Source organism: Lyngbya sp. CCAP 1446/10 (assembly GCF_026130175.1).
GTDB lineage: Bacteria > Cyanobacteriota > Cyanobacteriia > Cyanobacteriales > Microcoleaceae > Microcoleus.
Genome location: NZ_JAIGNI010000029.1, coordinates 16,458 through 34,459 on the forward strand (window position 1 = coordinate 16,458; position 18,002 = coordinate 34,459).

Consider the following 18,002-nt stretch of genomic DNA (forward strand, 5'->3'; position numbering starts at 1 on the left):
ACGATGATTTTTCCTGGTTGGTTATTTATAAAAAAGCACGGGCGGGCTTGAAATTTGCACTAATTTAGAAGAGGGACACAAAAACTGTTACTAATTTTAAAACATTCTGTGAATTTATTGAGTAGAAACTCAGGATTTGAGACTGATGGCTAATTCTGTATGGCGTTTAATTCCGCTGCTGCAAGCGTCTGGTAGTGTGCAGATGGCGATCGACCAATGGCTGCTACAACAGCATCTAGCGGGGAAAAATCCGCCAACTCTGCGATTTTACACCTGGGCACCGGCGGCGATTTCCTTGGGCTACCATCAGCAGCGGTGGCCTGAGTTTTGGCAGCATTTGTCCTGGGAGGGAACGCCTGTGGAGTTGGTGAGGAGGCCTAGCGGTGGGCGCGCCGTGCTCCACCAGGGTGATTTAACTTACGCAGTTGTGGCGTCGGGATTTGGCAGCAGTCGCATGAAAGCTTATCAGACTATTTGCGAGTTTTTGATTGAGGGTTGGCGGGCGATGGGTGTGGATTTGCACTACGGGGAAGCTGGGCGCGGTTATATTCACAATCCGAATTGTTTTGGTACTGCTACGGGTGCGGATTTGGTTACACCTGATGGCGGCAAGTTAATTGGTAGCGCGCAATTGCGCCGGGGTGATGCTATTTTGCAGCATGGTTCGATGCGTTTGCGATCGGATATTGGTTTGTTTTCTCAAGTTTTTGGGGAGGAATTAATTCCTGTGAAGTTACCTTTATTTCAAGGGGGAGATGATTCGATTCCGACTATAATTGATGTTTTGAGTGCGGCGGCTTGTCGGTGTTTTGGGATTGACTTGGAAGTGCGGCCGCTTTCGGAGGAGGAATGGCAGGATATTTCGGAATTTAACACAAAAAACTCTATTTGTCGGTAGGCATTGCCAGCTATATCTAGGTAGTGCGAACAGTAAAAGATATATTTTCTAGCACTACATTAGGAATATTTCCTGCACCTAAAACCTGTGTACCATCTAAAACTTCTATCCCTACCAATAACTCATTTTTACCAATATTTAAAGCAATTTTGTCCGTTAACTGTAATCACACTGATGCTTACCTTCTACAAGCCTAATGTAGAGAGCATCAATTTCTGAATCATAACTAATCTTCATAAAATTTTACCTCAAAAATCAAAAGTATCGATCGCGCTCGCCGACTCTTGACCACTAAAATGAGGGCGATCGCTACTTTTTTCTGATTCTACGATTTTAGATCGGAGTAAGATACTTTGTTAACGAGAGACACAATTTCTGCTATTTTTGCTGAAACTATTGTGGGCGGGCAGACAATCCAGCCCAAAAAGTTAGATTGAAATGCTTTACAGCTTATGGTTTCGGATCAGTTTGAACTTGGACGATCGGCTGTTTGGCAATTTTGGCCAATTTCACCGCATCGAGCAAGCTTTCCCAATCAGAATCCAGCACTGTATCCGAAGGGCGATCGCGGCGAGCAGCAGCTAAATTGCTGAGAGCATCTTGCCAAATCCCATTTTCAGCATAAATCGCGGTTTTTCGGCGCGGATCTGCCTTTTCTAATTGACTGCGGATATCTGCACTGAGTTCAACTCGGCGTACAGTACCGATGTCGAGCAGATCTGCCGATCTATCTTCAGCCTCGCAAATCACTGTAAAATTCCAAGTGTAATTTTTGCCTACTTCCAACGGAGGCACATTTTTGTTAGCGGGGATGCTAACGCCGATTACTCCTGATAAATTGGTAACTGTGAGAGTCTGTTTATAAATCTCGTTCCCGCTGGGATCTAGTAGGATGAATTCGGCTGATTCCGCCTTTGTTGGAGGCAAGTAGAAAAAGAATGTTGGATAGTCAGAAACAGTCCGTCCGATTTTATTTTCAGGGACTAAGCCTGTGAGATTTATTGGATTTAGCTGACTGTTGCGGCAGTTACCGCGAGTCGATCTGCCCGATCGAGGGGGCGATTGATCCATATCTTCAGGGGGCTGAGTGAAACGCGGCCCTCCCGGTACAGTTTGGCGCGGCTTACCACTGCCCCCCAACCCACTTGGCAGCTCTTGTGCCAGACTTACAAATTGGCAAGTCTGAAATGCTCCTATCAACAATAGGGAAGAAAATACCAGCCATTTTAGTGTGAATTTAGTCATTGTTTTCCTAGCAGTTGTATGATTGTTTCAAGATATTTTGTCAGTTGTTATTTTTTCGATCTTTTTTCTCCCAAGACTCGGTAGACATCAACTTTTTTATCCCTGCCTTTTAAAGGTAAAGCTCCCCAAGATTCTACCTCAAATTTTCCCTCAAGATGCACTAAAGTTTCTTCGGCAATCAAGATGCGGCAGGTGTCCTCTTGCCGATTTTTTTCACAGCTTTCTAGGCGAGAAGCGATATTGACACTATCGCCGATTACTCCATATTCTAAACGGGTTTTACCGCCCAAACTGCCCACCATCACAGGCCCTGTAAAAATTCCGACTCGCATTTTTGCTGGCGGCAAACCCCGATCGCTCCAACTTTGATTCAGGGCTGGTAAGCACGCACTTATAGCTACAGCGCAAGATACGGCAAGGCGAGCATCTTCGGCAATTTCTTCGGGAGTTGTGCGGGGAATAGGCACGCCGAATACAGCCAGCATTCCATCTCCGGTAAATTTATTAATCACCCCTTGATGTTTTTGCACTTCCTGGGCCATTGCTGATAAATATTCATTTAACCAAGGCATTACTACTTCTGGCGGTAGTTGTTCGGAAATGGTGCTAAAACCCTGCAAGTCAGTCATGATCATTGTAGCAGTGAGTCTTTGCCCTGGCAATAGCCCCGACTGGAGGAGATGGACGCGCTCTTTCCATAGCGCATTGGCGATCGCCGGTGAAGTTTGCTGTCCTAATAATTTCATCACAATTTCTTGCTGCTGCTTTGACTGCTGGTACTTGTATGTGATGATCACTCCTAAGGTGATTAAAAATCCCAGTGTCGGCCCTGTCACAGATATCCACCCTTGTTGAGTGAATAGAAAAAATGTGAATCCCCATAATATGCCGCCAAGTGCGATCGCGCTCACCATGAAATTGAGCGTATTTTCTAGCCTCCAAGCTAAACAGCCGCCAACTCCTACCCAAACAGCGAGCCAAAGCATTTCTTGCCATTCATCCCAAAACCAAAATAGCTTTTTACCGTCTAAAACTGCGCTGATAATTTGGCTAGTTGCTGTTGCATGAATCAATACCCCAGCCATCATGCGGTTGTCGCTGGCACTAGCGCTATAAGGGGTAGAAAAGACATCTTTTACAGTTGGAGCTGTAATCCCGATTAGCACTATTTTACCCTTCACCAAATTGGGGTCAAGTTTTCCCTCCAAAACTTGAGTTAGGGTCACGGTTTTTGCTATATTTTCAGGAGAGCGATAATTAAGCATAATTTGATAGCCTCGATCGTCAATAGTCTGATAACCTCCTGAGTACGATCGCAGTAGCGGAAAGACTGTTTCTCCGAGCTGAATTTCTTTATTTTCTGTGACTTTTGTCTTGACTTTCTGGCTGGTTAGATAGTTAAAAGCTAGTACCATAGAAAATGAGTTAGTAGTCAATTCTTCATCGGGAAGAAACATCAAATTTCGGCGAATTATACCGTCTGGATCGATGATTAAATTGTTAAATCCTCTGCGTTTTTTGGGTATGGTGGGAGGTGGCAGAGCTCGATCGTACTCTGAGTTGCCGATGAAAGTAATGGCGATGACTTTGGGGTTTTTGAATTGAGCAGTCAATTCTGCGTTTCCCGGTTCGTAGGGGATATCGCGGATTATATCCAAACCAATCACGGTGGGTTCGAGACGCGCTATTTCGGCGATCGCTTTTGCTAAAACGCGATCGGAAATTGGCCATTTTTTTAGAGCATGAATGTCCTTTTCTGTAACTGTCACTACCAGCAACCTCGGGTCAGGCCCTGCATCGGGGCCCAACTGCACCATCAGGTCAAAAAATTTTAATTCCAAGGGCTGCAACCAACCTAAATGTCGCACTCCTAAGAGAGTTCCTGTCACGACAATGCAGGTGATGGCAAGAGGTTGTAAGTCAGCGAATGGGAAGGAGAAACTTAACTTTTTCCAACTCCAACGTTTCTCTCCCAATTGATGATCAAATATCTTAAAAAGATTGGGCATGAGAAATCTTTTAACCATCTTTGACAAAATCTGCTAAGTAGGCGGTCATGATTAACGGAGAAATTCCATCGGTCATAATTTCCTGACAGCAAGGAAATTAGATTTTTAGGTTTAACGTTTAGTTTATTTATGCACACCTATTTACACCTGAAGTTGTGACTAATCTCGATGATTCATGCCAAATTTTTAATTAATTTTCTTGTACGGTTTTAGCGATCGCACTTAGCTGCAATCCTTGGGGATAACTGTTCTCTGCTTTGCTGCGCTTGATGTCGGCTTCGGAAATCTGGGGTTTGAGGTATTTTGCCAAAACTTTCACCACGTCGCCCCGATCGATCGTCCCTACGACTGAACCAATGGGCGAGAGGACAATGATTCGCGGGAGTTGGCGGGCTTCCATGCTGTTAATCACGTCTGCGATGGATGCTTTTTCTGAGACTGTGGGGGTTTTTTCCAGGGGCTTCAAAATGTTGTGCAATGTCTGAATTTCCCACTGACTGCGCTCTGTGCAGCGGATATCGTCGATCGACACTAAGCCCAAATCCCGCCCGTTGGTCGCAGCGATGTAAAATGGAAACGGATTGACTTCTAATAAATAGCGATCGGCAAATTCTCGCAAAGTCAAATTTGCATCGACAACTCGAAACTCGCGGCTCATTGCATCGGCGGCCTTAGTTTTGATCAGCGCTTCTTGCAACGAAGTAAAGCGGCTGTAGCTACTAGCATTCCGAATCGCAAACCAGCCGATCAGCGCAATCCACAAACCGCCGTACTGGCGCGCTAACACACATAAACTGACACCGAAAGCAACGGCCAGCCAACCCAAAACTTGTCCTGTTTTTGCCGCCCAGCGAACGCCGGCAAATCGAGAGCCGGTGATTTTCCAAATTGCTGCTTTTAAAACTTGTCCTCCGTCCAAAGGCAGACCGGGAATTAAGTTAAATAATCCCAAAACAAGATTGATTACTGCTACCTTTTCTGTGATAATTGATAGCAAACTTGTCGGGGGGAAAACTTGAGAACCCAAACCGAGGATTAAAAACAGCGCGAAGCTGACGAGAGGGCCCGCAATAGCTACTTGAAAAGCTTGACCGGGAGTTTTTGATTCCGAGTCGATCGAAGCTACTCCGCCAAATAAGAATAGAGTAATAGAATTAACTTTAATGCCTTGGGACATCGCCGCCAAGCTGTGTCCGAGTTCGTGCAAGAGCACGGAAGCAAACAGCAGCAAAGCTATTGCCAACCCGGCACTCCAGGAGAGCGCAGGCCCCCACAAGCGGTAACTGCTGGCGTATTCGCGGGTTGCGAGGGCTAAAATTATAAACCACGAATAATCTATGAGTAGCGGAATGCCAAATAATGAGCCGATTCGCCAACCTGTCTGCATGAAATTTTCCTGCCGCATGAGAGGAAGAAAGAGTTTCTATTATATCTTTTTATACCTCTTGCCTTCCCCTTCCCGTGATTTTTAAAGCACTCCGGCGTTACCCAAGCCCAAGATTACTCCAGCCCCGATCAAGTGGCCCAAGCTGGTTGTGGCTAGCAATTCTGGGATGCCGAAGCCTTTGAACATTCCTGGGACTGCAACGGGTAAGGCTGGGCCCTTGCCTCGGTTTTGCTTGTTTATGCCGTAGTAGCCGATCGCGATCGCCAGCAAATTGCATATAATCATTGTCAGTCCTACCATTGGTGTCCACTCCACCGTTAAGGCAGTTGCAGATGGTACGGCTAACAGCAAAGATGAGTTAATCATGTTCTTATGCTCCTGATTTCAGAAATATATTGAGTTCCAGAATTATAAAAAGCGTTTTGCATTAAACTAAGATTTGTTTTAATAGTTAACAATTCCTTGATATTTTGATACAAAGAAAGGAACGGAGGAGCCGGAGTGCGGGTTAAAATTTGTGGAATTACCAAATTAGACCAGGGAATTGCGATCGCAGCTTTGGGAGCCCAAGCTTTGGGGTTTATCTGCGTGTCGGCTTCCCCGCGCTATGTCAGCCCTCAAACAATTCGCTTGATTGTTGAGCAGTTGCCCGAAAATGTCGATCGCATTGGCGTGTTTGCTAATAGCACAATAGAAAATATCTGTCAAGTAACGGCAGAGTCAAATTTAAGCGGGGTGCAGTTGCACGGAGATGAAACAGCGGAATATTGCGATCGACTGCGCGAGTTTTTGCCGGGAATTGAAATTATCAAAGCTTTGAGAGTTAAGACTGCTGAAACTTTAGCCACGGCTGCAATTTACGCCCTTTGTGTCGATACTTTACTGTTGGATGCTTACCATCGAGATCAACTCGGCGGTACTGGCAAAACTATAGATTGGATGATGTTAGCAGAGTTTAAACCGCCTTGTCCTTGGCTGCTGGCGGGCGGTTTAACAGCGGATAATATTTTAAATGCAATCGATCGCACCAGAGGCAATAAATTCAGCGGTGTTGACCTTTCTAGCGGTGTAGAAATAGCGCCGGGAGATAAAGATTTGACCAAAGTTGCTCAGTTGTTCGATAAATTAAAAGCTTTCAAATAAACAGTCCTGAACGTATAAAAAATATGTAGGGTGCGTATTGCGCGAGAACCCGATAAAAAAATGCCTTTTCTCTCTTGCTTCTTGCTTCTTCCCTGGGAGTTACTCCCACGCCGCCTCACCCACGCTTTTTCAACTATTCCCGATTTCACCGATTTACTGGTTGCAGCCATGCTCGCCCTAGTTTACAGTGTGATCGCCCTTCCCATCGGTTTTTGGTCGGGATTTCTGAAAGTAGACGTGCAAACTTCTCGGCGTATAATTGCTGGAGCACTCGTGGGCTGTTTGTTGAGTCCCGGTATCACCGAGGAATTATTGTTCCGGGTGTTAATACTGCCGCACCCGTCTGAGAATGTTTCTGGCTTAATGCTGTGGTTTTGGGGATGCTTGAGTTTGGTGCTGTTTGTAGTTTACCACCCGCTGAACGCGCTGACTTTTTATCCGATCGGTCGATCGACCTTTATGAATCCCGTGTTTTTGCTACTGGCGGCTGTTTTAGGGGTAGCCTGCTCCATCGCATACCTGCAAAGCGGTTCTATCTGGCCTGCGGTGGCGGTTCACTGGCTCGCAGTCACAGCTTGGCTGCTGCTATTGGGCGGTTACAGGAGGCTTTATGGTTAAATGTACACAGTCCAGCATCACTATATTGTCAGGAGGAACTCCATCGTGGGTATTATAGGAGCGATCGTAGGTTTTTTGGCAGGGATAGCAGTTGCTTACTGGTTAGTGGAAAAGCGGTTGCACAAGCAAAAGCAAGAACACTTGCTGCAAACTCGCAGAATAGCTCAGGATATAGAACTAGCTCAGATATCTCGAATGCAACCAACTACCGAATCTCAGCACGGAGAAGGAGAAGATCGGTTGAGAAAAGCTACTGTTGAACACGAAAATTTACTCAGACAAGTTACTACCCAATACGAAAATCAGCTCAAACAAGTTGCGGATCAATATGAAAATCGGCTCCAACAAGTTCTAGTAGAACGCGATCGGCTCCAACAAGTTGCAGGCGCTCACGAGCAGCAGATCCGACAAGTCAGCCAGGAATTAGAGGCTGCTCACAATGCTAGGCTGCAAGAAAATCTGCAATCTTTGCAAGCAGAACACGAACATCATTTACTCACAGTTTCTGATGAATTGCATCACAGTTATCAAGCTCAAATGGACGAACATTTGCAAAACCTGCAAAAACAACACGAAATTCAATTGAGACAAACTGCTTCGCCATCTGGGAACAGCGAAGTTGAGATGCAATTAACTAGGGAGGCTTTGCAACAGCAATATGATAGTCAGTTGCAAGCTGCTTACGCTCAGTTTCAAGCTCACGAAGCTCAGATGCAAGCTACTATCAAGTCATTGCAAGAGCAGTACCAGAGTAATGTACAACAAGAAGTCCCCGAACAGCAGTTCAGTCAGTTAAATCAAACAGAATTTGGATCGGATTTACCACAACAAGAAGTTTGGGAAGAACAGTCAAGTGAGTTAAATCAAACAGAAGTTGAACAAGAGTTAAATTACACAGCATTTTCCGAACCAGAATCAATTGATTTAGAACAACCAGAAATCGGACAAACGCTTGAATCTCCCATACAAACACCAAACTACTCATCGGTATCAGAATCAATTGATTTAGAACAACCAGAAATCGGACAAACGCTTGAATCTCCGATACAAACACCAAACTACTCATCGGTGGCGCAGTTGATGGGATGCGTTCAAAGTCCGAACACAGAAACCCGCAAGTTTGCAGCGTCTGCTTTAGGTAATATGGGTGCTGCTAATGCTTTGAGAGCCGACGGTCAGCGAGCAATAGAAACTTTGGGGAAATTAGCTCAAGATTTTCACCCGGAGGTGCGGCAAGCTGCTGTGGAAGCACTAGCAATGATTAAGTCTGAAAAAGTGATTCCGCTCTTGCAAAGAGCTTTGCGAGATACAGATAGCGGTGTGGCAAAATCGGCAAGTGCTGCGCTCAATAAGTTTAAGTTTTATCCGCGCACTCCGGCGGTGAAACCGAAAATTGTTGATGTGAAAAAACCCAAGCCTTAAGCAGTTACTGCAACACCGTAGGGACACAAAATTGTGTTGTGTCCCTAAATTTTCTGTGCTTGTCCAGGTGATGCAACGCAAATTAACGCAGATAATTTCTAGATAGTCTGGCAACGAATGCCATCTTGTCTAAGATGGAACAAGGAAGAAGATTTATTGATTAATTTTTTGCCTCTTCCCTCTTCCCTCTTCCCTCTTCTATCAACTATCAACTGCCAACTGCCAACTGCCAACTGCCAACTGCCAACTGCCAACTATCAACTGCCAACTGCCAACTATCAACTATTTAAAATCGCTGCTTTGTACCGAGGACAAATTTGATGTCGCCGCCATCGCTAACACCCAAATCTAAGCGAATTAATCCCAAGGACGATCGCACTCTGACACCCAAACCAACACCAGCCCCAGTCCCCGGTTTATCCCTCACCGAAGCGGGTTTTCCCAACACGCTGTCACCAGTCCCCAAATCCGACGCAAAATCAGCAAATATCACGCCGCCGACATCCCTGCCCACCGGAAACCGATACTCACCTGAAGCCAAGAAATAACTCCGCCCGCTGCCAATATCCCCGCCATCGTAACCCCGCACAGAATTGCGGCCGCCGAGTCGAAACGCTTCCGTCGGCGGCAAATCTCCAATTACAGTGCCCCCTTGCAAATTAAAAGCCAGCATTTCTGGCAAGGCTTCGGATTCGCTGATACCCAGTAAAGTTACTGGTACATATTGTATATAATTTGCCAACAGGCGGTTGCTCACAATGTTACCTCCCCCAAGAGGTATCGATTGCTCGGTGCTGAGGCTGAGAATCGAGCCGCTGGTGGGGTTAAAGGGATTGTTTCGCCGATCGCGAACCGCGCCAAAAGAAACAGTGTATAACTCATCAACGCCCGAACCGCTGAATGTGAGAGGATTGCCCAGTTCGTCGCGGCGGGCAATATTTAAATCGCGATCGCGCGTGCTGATATTTGTATAATTTAATCCTAAAGTTCCGCGCCAATCGCCCAAAGGTCGCGTAACTGCGAGATTTCCCCCGATCCGAATTTCCCGAACTCGATCGCCATTCTGCAAATCGATATCCTTGTTGAAAATTTCGGAGATTTTGCGATCGCCAAAAGCTCTCACACTGTATCCCAAACGGTCATCGGCGGCAACGTAAGGGCTGACAAACTGGACATCGTACTCGATACCTCGGAGGCTGGGCTGAATTTCCACCGCCAACCGCTGCGGGTTTGTGCCGAAAGTGCGATCGACATAGGAAAGAGGAACAGCAACACCAACATCATCGCTAATGCTAGCACTCACGCCAAACGATCGAGCCGATCGCTCTTGAACGTTGTAAATTACATTAACATCCGTCCCAACTTCTTCAGTAGAAACCGTCACCTTGTCAAACAATCCCAACTGCTGCAACTGCTGCAAGTCTAGTCGTACAACTTCCGGGCTGTAATTATCCCCCGCCTTAAGTTTGAGCTCACCCCGAATAAAATCTTCCGAAATTCTGCCTTGAATCGGATTGCCTTTTTTATCAACTGCTTCGCCTTTGGAATTGACAAAGCGAATTTTCACCTCAGCCACGTAAACGCCCTCAGCATTGCCCGCTTGACTGATTTGTCGAGTACCGCCTAGTTGTTGCGCGTTGCTGTTTACTGGTTCGGTTTCGGGTTTGGTGGCGATCGTCCCCGCAGTTGGTAACAGAGAGGTAAAATCTTTATGGTTGCTGAACTTGACTGAGGGCGATCGAACTTCTCCAGCAACCGCGATCTCATCAGATGCCGGCAAATCCCGCACAATTGGACTCACCTCATCCTCCTCCCTCTGTGCCCTTGTGGGATAGGCGTCTCGCCTGTCAATCTCTGCGGTTCCTTCTCTCAACTCCACCTCACGCGGTGCGACTGTCGGATCGATCGCCCGCGCCCCCAATTCACCACCAGCCACCGCCGCCAAAGTCAAAAATGCAATAATTGGAATTCGCATAAACATAAAACTAAAGCATACTCAACGCATATTAACCAAAATTGGTCATGATGCCTAATCCCAAACCTGGATTTAATATCGCTCTATTCTTCAACCCGCCTCCGCGGGTTTTGTCTGTGTAGACGCCATCTCAACCGCCATCTCAACCGCCATCTCAACCGCCATCTCAACCGCCGTCTCAACTACCGTCTCAACTACCGTCTCAACCGCCATCTCAACCGCCATCTCAACCGCCGTCTCAACCGCCGTCTCAACCGCCCAAAAAGAAACCCGGTATTTTTGAAGATACCGGGTTTCTGCGATGCCCTGAAATGTGGGGAAAAGTCCATCGCGGGCGATCGTACAATTGGGAAACCGAAAATTTGTTTAAATAGCTTGTCGAGAAACACGCTTCTCAAAATTAGCCTGAGTCTGCTGCAACAGTTGTTCGCGACTGTCCTTAGCAGTGGTAATGTTAGGGAGCAAGTTGCGAGCTTGTAAAGTCATGTGAAGCTGTAGGTCTGCTACGTACTCACTGACATCTTCGCGCAGGGAGCAAGCCGGGTACCGTTTTAAAGTAGAGTTCAAAGTGTTCTCCTGCTTTGAGTTTGCAGTTATTTCAAATAATAATAGAGACTATCACGCTCTACTTCTAATTGTGTACTCCGTAATGAAGTTTAACCTTTGGACTGCTGTTTTGTTACAATTATTTACATATAATCTTTCTGAAGCCTCAGGAGTCGATCGCCCGTGCAGTCAATAGCAGTAGCACATAACACAGTAACCACATTTGTCAATAGCAGCAGCCAAACAGCCGCCTACCTCGACATCGGCAGTGGCCCACCCTTATTGCTGTTGCACGGTTTTTTCGGAGAAAAAACCTGCTGGCTACCCTTAATTGAATTATTGCAATCTCAATTTCGGTGCATCAGTTTAGATATGTTAGGTTTTGGAGAATCTAGCAAACCCAAAATCCAGTACGACGTAGCCGTAGAAGTTGCCTTTGTGCGGCAAGTTGTAGAACAACTAAACATCGAACCCTGCGGCATCATCGGACATTCTTTTGGCGGTTGGGTAGCCTCTGCATACGCCCTAAAATATCCCAATTCTGTCAGCAGTTTAGTGTTAGCAGCACCTGCGGGAATTCGGGACGACAGTTTTTGCGGTCAATACGATGCTTTGCGGCCGCTGCTGTGGGAAACCCCAGCGGTTGATTGGGCCTTACAGTTAGCCAAACCTTTTGCTAGTTTAGTGGGGAAAAGTGAAAAATTGCAGCAAATTGCCGGGTGGCGCAGAGAGTTAATGTCTCAACCCGTAGCAAGGTCATTTTTAATGAGCCGGATGCGGCCGGAAGACGCAGTTGATACCGTAGAAAAAGAAATTCATAAATTGCAAATTCCTGCCTTAGTTATCGCAGCAGCTAGCGACGAAACCATTCCTCTATGGCACTGCGAAACCTACGCTAACGAGATACCAAGGGCTGAGTTAGCAATTATTCCCAATGCTACTCACGGGTTGCCACAAACTCAATCTCAAATCATCGCGGAGTTGATTGCTAAATTTTTGGATCATTAAGAAAAAGTGCGATCAACCACAAACTTGAAACAATAGTGCCTGATTATACCACAGATGCGATCGATACGGAATATATTGCTGACTGTACTTGTACAAAAAAGTTTTTATGGCAATAAAATATTGTGTCAGCACGAGCTACAAACATTTAGTTGATTCTGGAGTATTACGAATGGCGGCACTGAGCAACTACTTTAATCTGGAAGAAATTACGACAGCCAGAAAAGTTAGTGCTGCGGTAATTAACATCAGCGGCCGCCAGCGAATGCTTTCCCAGCGATCGGCATTTTTTTGCATGAGATTGGTTGCTTCTGAGAATACCGCAGAAAGAGCAAAACTGCGCGGGAATTTGTTAGAGGCGATCGAACTTATGGAAAAATCTCACCACGACTTAATTAATACTGACAGCAGCAACTTATTGAGTTCCCCTTCACCCACCGTCAAGGCGATGTATTTTGAGGCGCCGCTATATCTAGACAAGCAAGTCCGCAAATATATCGATCGCATAAAAGCATTAGTGCAAGTTCCCGACACCGAACTCAACCTAGAAAATCCTCATCTACAGTACATTATCGAAGCTGCCGGTGGCGAATTGCCAGCAGCTTTCGATGCCGTCGTGAGTCAATACCAGCAAGAAAGCGAAATCGAACAATTTGAAATCGACCTCAAACAGGTTGAACTCTATCAAGAAAGTTGTGCAGCTACCTCGAAAGCCGAAGCTCAAGCAGCCCAGATCGATAGCGCACTTCGGGAACTGAAACAAACTCAAGCTCAACTTCTCCATAGCGAAAAAATGTCTTCCCTGGGAGCCCTAATGGCTAGTATCGTCCACGAAATTAATAACCCAGTTAGTTTTATTTACGGCAACTTGAGCCATGCCGAAATTTATACTCAAGATTTACTCTACCTGCTGCGTCTCTATCGAGAATACTATCCGAATCCCTGTGCCGAAATTCAAGATCAAATCGAAGAGATGGATCTGGAATTTCTAGTTGAAGACTTGCCTAAAGTTATGTCTTCTATGCAAATGGGTTCAATTCGCATTCGCGAAATTGTCAAATCTATGGGCAGCTTTTCGCGAACAGACAACAGTAACATGACGCCGTGCGATTTGCATGACAGTATTGACAGCACCATCTTAATTTTGAGAAACCGTCTTAATGCTAAAAAAGACCGTTGCGAAATTCAAATAGTTAAAAATTATGAAAAATTGCCTGGTGTAGAGTGTTATGCTGGACAGATTAATCAAGTATTTATGAATCTAATTAGCAATGCGATCGATGCTTTGGAAGAGGTAGCAGAAAATCAGCCCAATGCTCAGCTAAAAATTTCTATCCGCACAGAAGTCGTTGGTTGCGATCGCGTCAGAGTGCGGATTGCTGACACGGGATCGGGAATGACAGCAGAGGTAAAAAAACGGATGTTCGAGCAGTTTTTTACCACAAAGGCGATCGGTAGAGGTACAGGTTTAGGATTATCTATTGTCTACAAAATCTTAGTAGAAAATCACCGAGGAACCCTCAGGTGCGAGTCCGAACCGGGGAAGGGAACCGAGTTTATCATTGAACTGCCAATACAACAAACTTAAACAGTTGATAAACATCCAAATTTATCTGCATAAATTGTGGCACGTCCCGCCTGTGCAAATAATTGTGCCACGTCCAGCCAGTGTAAATAATTGTGCTTAAAATTTACCAGAAAGAATTGGTTTAAAGCCTATCCCTGATCGGGAGAAATTAAAAGCAGACGATTCATTACTCTAATCCTCTTCCTTCTTTTGTCAAGTGCTGTCAACTGTCAACTGTCAACTGTCAACTGTCAATTGTCAACTGTCAACTGAATGAAACATCACCTACTCCAATTCTAACTTCAAAGTTGGCAACAACTTTTCTAAATTTTTGAGAGATTTCTGTTGCCAAGGAACATCATTTGAACCCAGTACCAAAAGTTGAATCGTTTTCTTTTTCCGCACACTAATCACAAACTTAGACAGCATATTAATACCAGAACTGTTAACAAAATCCAATTTTTTTAAGTTCAAAGTAATAGTAGGCGGTTCGGGATTAGCGACCTCCTCTAATAAATCAACTATTGGCTTATAATCTGGCGCTCCATCTAAGCTGAGTTCGCCTTGGAAACAGACTGTCACCGATATTGGATCGTATTGAATACTGTAGTCTTGACCTTTGATTTCCTGAATGTCCATTGTCTTGTAGTTTCCTGAGTGAATTATTGTGGCACAACAAAGTCAATATTGAAAAAGTTAAAACTAAACACTAATTTGAACGATCGTCGTAATAGCGATCATATTGGAACTATCAGACATCCTCTCAAATTTCCAACCGATCTTAGCTGAATAGTCATTAATCATCGTCAGCAATCCCAGTCCCGATGTTTCACTTTCAGATTCAGCATTCTTTTCAAGCTGCTGTAAATATAATTCATCAGAATCAGAATTAAGCAATTCTACAATAAATTCCTGCAATTTTTTTGCCGCAGGTTGCTGCACATAGTTAGTTGCAAAAATTACTGCAATAACATCAGCTTCTCCTATAAAATGTATCCCAAATTTTACCTTATAATTGCAACTATCATCAGTAAACTTGATCGCATTTTCTAATAGTTCATTGGCAATGTAACTCACGGCTCCCTTACTTTGTTTAATCCGTTTCTCGCTGCTAGCATCCTGCTCATCCACTGGTAGAAAGCTAGACAAATAATCTGCTACAAAATGAGCAGATACCCTATTGTTGCGCCAGCGCTGCTTGATGGGGCGAGAACTGGGCGTAAATGTAAGTTCCAGGGAGTCGTGATCCGGTGGAAATTGTTCGATGAATTCTCCAAAAATTTCTGTCATAGTTTGTAAACTTCCAGATGTCATTATTTTTCTACCTCTTTTAAATTAATGTATTAATATCATTTATGGGTAAATTTTCACACGCCATTCCAGTTAGCAGGAATACTATTTTCTAACAGTGATTGGATGCGTTTTAGGTAAATTTTGCCGGGTTCATCAGCGGGATTTAGCGCCACTATCTGTTCAAAACAAACTTGGGCATTAGCAAAATTTTCCTGACAATATTGTTCGAGTCCTTCCTCAAAAATAGGCAAAGTTTGAATTTTGAGCGATCGCACTGGTTCTACTTCAACATCTAACACCTCACAAACAGTAATGGCTTCTTGTCTACCTTTGACAATTGCCCGATCCAAAAAACGAATATGATACTTTTCAGGTTGACTCAAACGTTTTACCACATTTCCTGAAATTAATAAAGATACGCCATAATACTTAGTCAAACTTTCCAGACGAACTCTTTCAAGCCCCCACTATATCGGTACTCCGATTAGTGGTGGGTGGTTGACTCGCTCGTACATTACTATAATTTATACGGGCGGATCTGAAAATCCGGCTTCTGCTTCGATGCTTCGCCACTAAATTCAACAGCGATGTTAGAAACCGGGTTGATGACTGTCAATCATAAATTATGCACAATATTTCCCTGTTGCTTCAATACTAGCAAAGTAATGTCATCAAATACCTTTTGTTCTCCAATAAATTCTCGCAAATCATCGATCGCAGCTTGTTTAATTTCTTCGGCGCTCAAATGCCAGTTTTGAGAAACCACTTCACAGAGTCTTTCGATACCGTAGAATTTTTTGTGGATATTTCTGGCTTCGGGAATGCCGTCAGTGTAAAGCACCACGCCGTCCCCTGGCTCTAACTCTACTAAAATATGGCCAATCAAAGCTGAAATATCCTCATCTAAGCCGATGGGAAATCCTAAATCCATTGTATCGATCCGCTCGATTTTACCGCTTTTTCTGACGACAATAGTTTCCTCATGCTGACCGCTGATGCTGATTTTCCCATCGGCATAATTTAGGATAGCCAGTGTCAGATTCTTATCTGAGTTCATGCGCTGAATATTTTGATAAATAGTGCGGTTGAGAGTATCTAAAAAGCGTACCGGATCTGATTCTCGGATTTCGTGAAGAGTGCGGACAACCGATTGAGTCATCACCATCAAAATGCCACTTTCTAGTCCGTGTCCGGTGACATCGCCAATGCAAAGCGTAACCACCCCGTCATTAAAAAGTACGTCGTAGTAATCGCCACCAACTTCATCGGCGGCTTCCATAAATCCGGCAATATCTAAATCTTTAATTGCTGCGAGTTCAGCAGGTTTGGGCAAAATTAACTGCTGCATTTGTTTGATTAGATCGAGTTCGGAACTCATGCGCCGATTTTCCGCTTTCAGCCGCTTGTTGAGTTCTGCAATTTCTTGATTAGCTGTGGCGAGTTCTGAGGTGCGTTCGGTAACTTTATATTCGAGAGTTTCAAAGGATTCTTTTAGTTGTTGTGCCATACTATTGAAGGAATTAGCTAATGTTTCAAATTCAAAAATTTTGCTATGATTAATATTCTGATTTAGAGCGCCACCTGCGATATTTTCGGAAGCCTTAGCAATTTGTAAAATCCGGCGAGTAATCTTGTTGGCGCTGAGAAAGCCGAGTCCTATTGAGGCAATTAGAGCCGCAATACAAAGCAAGATGGTGTTGCGAGTATTGGCATAAATTTGGCTCATAAAGTCGGATTCTGGTACTACAACTACAATTAGCCAGTTGAGACCGTACTTGTCAGTTAGGGGAGAAACTTGGAGAAATTGCCGCTGACCGTTGAGGTTTAAATTAAGTTGAACAGTTTCTTTAATATTGTCTAAGCGTTTGAAGCGATCGAGTAAATAAACTACACTTTTGCTCATCAGCGGGTTGCTGTCATCCTGTGCTTTGATCCGCTTTTGGTCTTGGCCTTTGCCGAGGGACAGAGCCTGATTTTTCAGCGAGCTAGCGATTAATTTGCCGTCCGGCTCAATGATAAATATTTGACCGGATTTACCAATGCTTAAGGTTTGCAGGAAGCCGCGAATTTGATCTAGCCCGATCCTGCAAGTCAGCACGCCAATCAGTTTGCCTTCAGGGTTATAATAGGGTTGACTGGCATTCATTTGCAGCGTACCGTAGGCTAAATTAATGTAAACATCGCTCCAAGCAGCCTGTTTTTTTTCGACAACAACGGTGTAAAAGGGGCGGATGCGAACGTCATAATTGGGCTGAGACCTTTCAATTTCGGTCGGATTTCCATCAGCATCAAGGTTGTAGTAAATTAAGTCTCCACCTCCGGGAGTCAGTTGCTGAGCAAGCTGAGGTTTCTCAGATACATCCAGTCGGTTCACCCAACCCATTCGCAGGTACTCGCCTTTTTCGTTGGCAATTCCCGCGTGACCGATCGCACTAAACCGCAAAAGTTGCTTCCAGAGATAAGGTCTAGATCGCTCCAAATCGTCGAAATCCAACAGTCCCAGAGGTACAGCATCATGATTGAGTTGATTGACTAACGGCGGAGTTTCGATGTAGTTTTGGACGCGATCGTAAACTCTGGCACTGATGGAGTGCTGTAACTGACTGGCGAGATCGTTGACTGTCTTCTGTCCGTTTCTGTAAGAGAGATAGCCAACCCAGCCAACAGCAGCGACAATTTGCAACACAAACGGCACCACCAAGACACGACTGAGACCGATTTGGCGCCTACTGGGGGCGATCGCCCGTTTTTGAGAAACCATTGTTAAAATCACTTCTAGCGGGTTGTTTACCTTGCTTCAGCATCGTCAGCACAAGACAAAATACGATAGTTGAATCTGCTGAAAGTATATCAAATCACCAAAAACTCTGGGCTTTTGGCGGAGTCGCTCTACA

Annotated in this window: 17 protein-coding genes; 6 read left to right on the top strand and 11 right to left on the bottom strand. The window is 44.8% G+C overall.

The genetic code is table 11. The features are described from left to right. Positions 1-145 precede the first annotated feature (145 nt). Complete coding sequence (locus tag K4039_RS13715; RefSeq protein WP_265235742.1) at positions 146-898, top strand: biotin/lipoate A/B protein ligase family protein; 753 nt, start codon at positions 146-148, stop codon at positions 896-898. A gap of 156 nt (positions 899-1,054) precedes the next feature. Here the strand turns inward: K4039_RS13715 and K4039_RS29950 are convergent, their stop codons facing one another. The 5 genes from K4039_RS29950 to psaK all read right to left on the bottom strand — a co-directional run bounded on the left by K4039_RS29950 (position 1,055) and on the right by psaK (position 5,905). Continuing rightward, complete coding sequence (locus K4039_RS29950; RefSeq protein WP_332971241.1) at positions 1,055-1,135, bottom strand: DUF2283 domain-containing protein; 81 nt, start codon at positions 1,133-1,135, stop codon at positions 1,055-1,057. 213 nt (positions 1,136-1,348) lie between these two features. Then, entirely contained in the window at positions 1,349-2,143 is a 795-nt protein-coding gene (locus K4039_RS13720) for a DUF928 domain-containing protein (protein WP_265235743.1), read from the bottom strand. Between the two features lie 47 nt (positions 2,144-2,190). After that, positions 2,191-4,152: an adenylate/guanylate cyclase domain-containing protein gene (locus K4039_RS13725; RefSeq protein WP_265235744.1), complete on the bottom strand. Its 1,962-nt coding sequence runs from the start codon at positions 4,150-4,152 to the stop codon at positions 2,191-2,193. Between the two features lie 190 nt (positions 4,153-4,342). Continuing rightward, complete coding sequence (locus K4039_RS13730) at positions 4,343-5,539, bottom strand: site-2 protease family protein (protein ID WP_265235745.1); 1,197 nt, start codon at positions 5,537-5,539, stop codon at positions 4,343-4,345. Between the two features lie 81 nt (positions 5,540-5,620). After that, on the bottom strand, positions 5,621-5,905 hold the full coding sequence (gene psaK, locus K4039_RS13735) for a photosystem I reaction center subunit PsaK (RefSeq protein WP_265235746.1): 285 nt from the start codon (positions 5,903-5,905) through the stop codon (positions 5,621-5,623). Positions 5,906-6,040: 135 nt separating this feature from the next. Between psaK and K4039_RS13740 the strand changes: the two genes are divergently transcribed. The 3 genes from K4039_RS13740 to K4039_RS13750 are packed head-to-tail and all read left to right on the top strand — an operon-like array spanning position 6,041 to position 8,722. Continuing rightward, positions 6,041-6,682, top strand: coding sequence for a phosphoribosylanthranilate isomerase (locus K4039_RS13740; protein WP_265235747.1), 642 nt, complete (start codon positions 6,041-6,043; stop codon positions 6,680-6,682). A gap of 60 nt (positions 6,683-6,742) precedes the next feature. Continuing rightward, entirely contained in the window at positions 6,743-7,300 is a 558-nt protein-coding gene (locus tag K4039_RS13745) for a type II CAAX prenyl endopeptidase Rce1 family protein (RefSeq protein WP_265235748.1), read from the top strand. Positions 7,301-7,345: 45 nt separating this feature from the next. Continuing rightward, on the top strand, positions 7,346-8,722 hold the full coding sequence (locus K4039_RS13750) for a HEAT repeat domain-containing protein (protein ID WP_265235749.1): 1,377 nt from the start codon (positions 7,346-7,348) through the stop codon (positions 8,720-8,722). A 286-nt stretch (positions 8,723-9,008) separates the two neighbouring features. On the opposite strand, the gene K4039_RS13755 is transcribed toward K4039_RS13750, so the two are convergent. Both K4039_RS13755 and K4039_RS13760 read right to left on the bottom strand, forming a co-directional pair. Then, positions 9,009-10,697, bottom strand: coding sequence for a BamA/TamA family outer membrane protein (locus tag K4039_RS13755; protein WP_265235750.1), 1,689 nt, complete (start codon positions 10,695-10,697; stop codon positions 9,009-9,011). 366 nt (positions 10,698-11,063) lie between these two features. After that, positions 11,064-11,264, bottom strand: a complete 201-nt coding sequence (locus tag K4039_RS13760) for a hypothetical protein (protein ID WP_265235751.1) — start codon at positions 11,262-11,264, stop codon at positions 11,064-11,066. 162 nt (positions 11,265-11,426) lie between these two features. Between K4039_RS13760 and K4039_RS13765 the strand changes: the two genes are divergently transcribed. Continuing rightward, on the top strand, positions 11,427-12,251 hold the full coding sequence (locus K4039_RS13765) for an alpha/beta fold hydrolase (protein ID WP_265235752.1): 825 nt from the start codon (positions 11,427-11,429) through the stop codon (positions 12,249-12,251). 106 nt (positions 12,252-12,357) lie between these two features. Next, positions 12,358-13,836, top strand: a complete 1,479-nt coding sequence (locus tag K4039_RS13770; RefSeq protein ID WP_265235753.1) for an ATP-binding protein — start codon at positions 12,358-12,360, stop codon at positions 13,834-13,836. 264 nt (positions 13,837-14,100) lie between these two features. Here K4039_RS13770 and K4039_RS13775 read toward each other — a convergent pair whose 3' ends face one another. The 4 genes from K4039_RS13775 to K4039_RS13790 form a co-directional block, all read right to left on the bottom strand. Beyond that, the gene (locus tag K4039_RS13775) at positions 14,101-14,454 is read right to left on the bottom strand and encodes a hypothetical protein (RefSeq protein WP_265235754.1); all 354 of its coding nucleotides are present in this window, start codon (positions 14,452-14,454) and stop codon (positions 14,101-14,103) included. Between the two features lie 63 nt (positions 14,455-14,517). Next, complete coding sequence (locus K4039_RS13780; protein WP_265235755.1) at positions 14,518-15,105, bottom strand: DUF6272 family protein; 588 nt, start codon at positions 15,103-15,105, stop codon at positions 14,518-14,520. 77 nt (positions 15,106-15,182) lie between these two features. Further along, a complete protein-coding gene (locus tag K4039_RS13785; RefSeq protein ID WP_265235756.1) occupies positions 15,183-15,545 on the bottom strand; it encodes a hypothetical protein in 363 nt (120 codons plus the stop codon). Between the two features lie 179 nt (positions 15,546-15,724). Next, positions 15,725-17,869 (bottom strand): SpoIIE family protein phosphatase, encoded by a 2,145-nt coding sequence (locus K4039_RS13790; protein WP_265235757.1) that lies wholly within the window; start codon positions 17,867-17,869, stop codon positions 15,725-15,727. Positions 17,870-18,002 lie beyond the last annotated feature (133 nt).

What these genes read in the sequence shown, in the direction of transcription:
- K4039_RS13770 (WP_265235753.1), top strand. Translation starts at nt 12,358, where the DNA reads ATGGCAATAAAATATTGTGTCAGCACGAGCTACAAACATTTAGTTGAT.
- K4039_RS13780 (WP_265235755.1), bottom strand. Translation starts at nt 15,105, where the DNA reads ATGACAGAAATTTTTGGAGAATTCATCGAACAATTTCCACCGGATCAC.
- K4039_RS13725 (WP_265235744.1), bottom strand. Translation starts at nt 4,152, where the DNA reads ATGCCCAATCTTTTTAAGATATTTGATCATCAATTGGGAGAGAAACGT.
- K4039_RS13730 (WP_265235745.1), bottom strand. Translation starts at nt 5,539, where the DNA reads ATGCAGACAGGTTGGCGAATCGGCTCATTATTTGGCATTCCGCTACTC.
- psaK (WP_265235746.1), bottom strand. Translation starts at nt 5,905, where the DNA reads ATGATTAACTCATCTTTGCTGTTAGCCGTACCATCTGCAACTGCCTTA.
- K4039_RS13745 (WP_265235748.1), top strand. Translation starts at nt 6,743, where the DNA reads ATGCCTTTTCTCTCTTGCTTCTTGCTTCTTCCCTGGGAGTTACTCCCA.
- K4039_RS13755 (WP_265235750.1), bottom strand. Translation starts at nt 10,697, where the DNA reads ATGCGAATTCCAATTATTGCATTTTTGACTTTGGCGGCGGTGGCTGGT.
- K4039_RS13720 (WP_265235743.1), bottom strand. Translation starts at nt 2,143, where the DNA reads ATGACTAAATTCACACTAAAATGGCTGGTATTTTCTTCCCTATTGTTG.
- K4039_RS13775 (WP_265235754.1), bottom strand. Translation starts at nt 14,454, where the DNA reads ATGGACATTCAGGAAATCAAAGGTCAAGACTACAGTATTCAATACGAT.
- K4039_RS13715 (WP_265235742.1), top strand. Translation starts at nt 146, where the DNA reads ATGGCTAATTCTGTATGGCGTTTAATTCCGCTGCTGCAAGCGTCTGGT.
- K4039_RS13790 (WP_265235757.1), bottom strand. Translation starts at nt 17,869, where the DNA reads ATGGTTTCTCAAAAACGGGCGATCGCCCCCAGTAGGCGCCAAATCGGT.
- K4039_RS29950 (WP_332971241.1), bottom strand. Translation starts at nt 1,135, where the DNA reads ATGAAGATTAGTTATGATTCAGAAATTGATGCTCTCTACATTAGGCTT.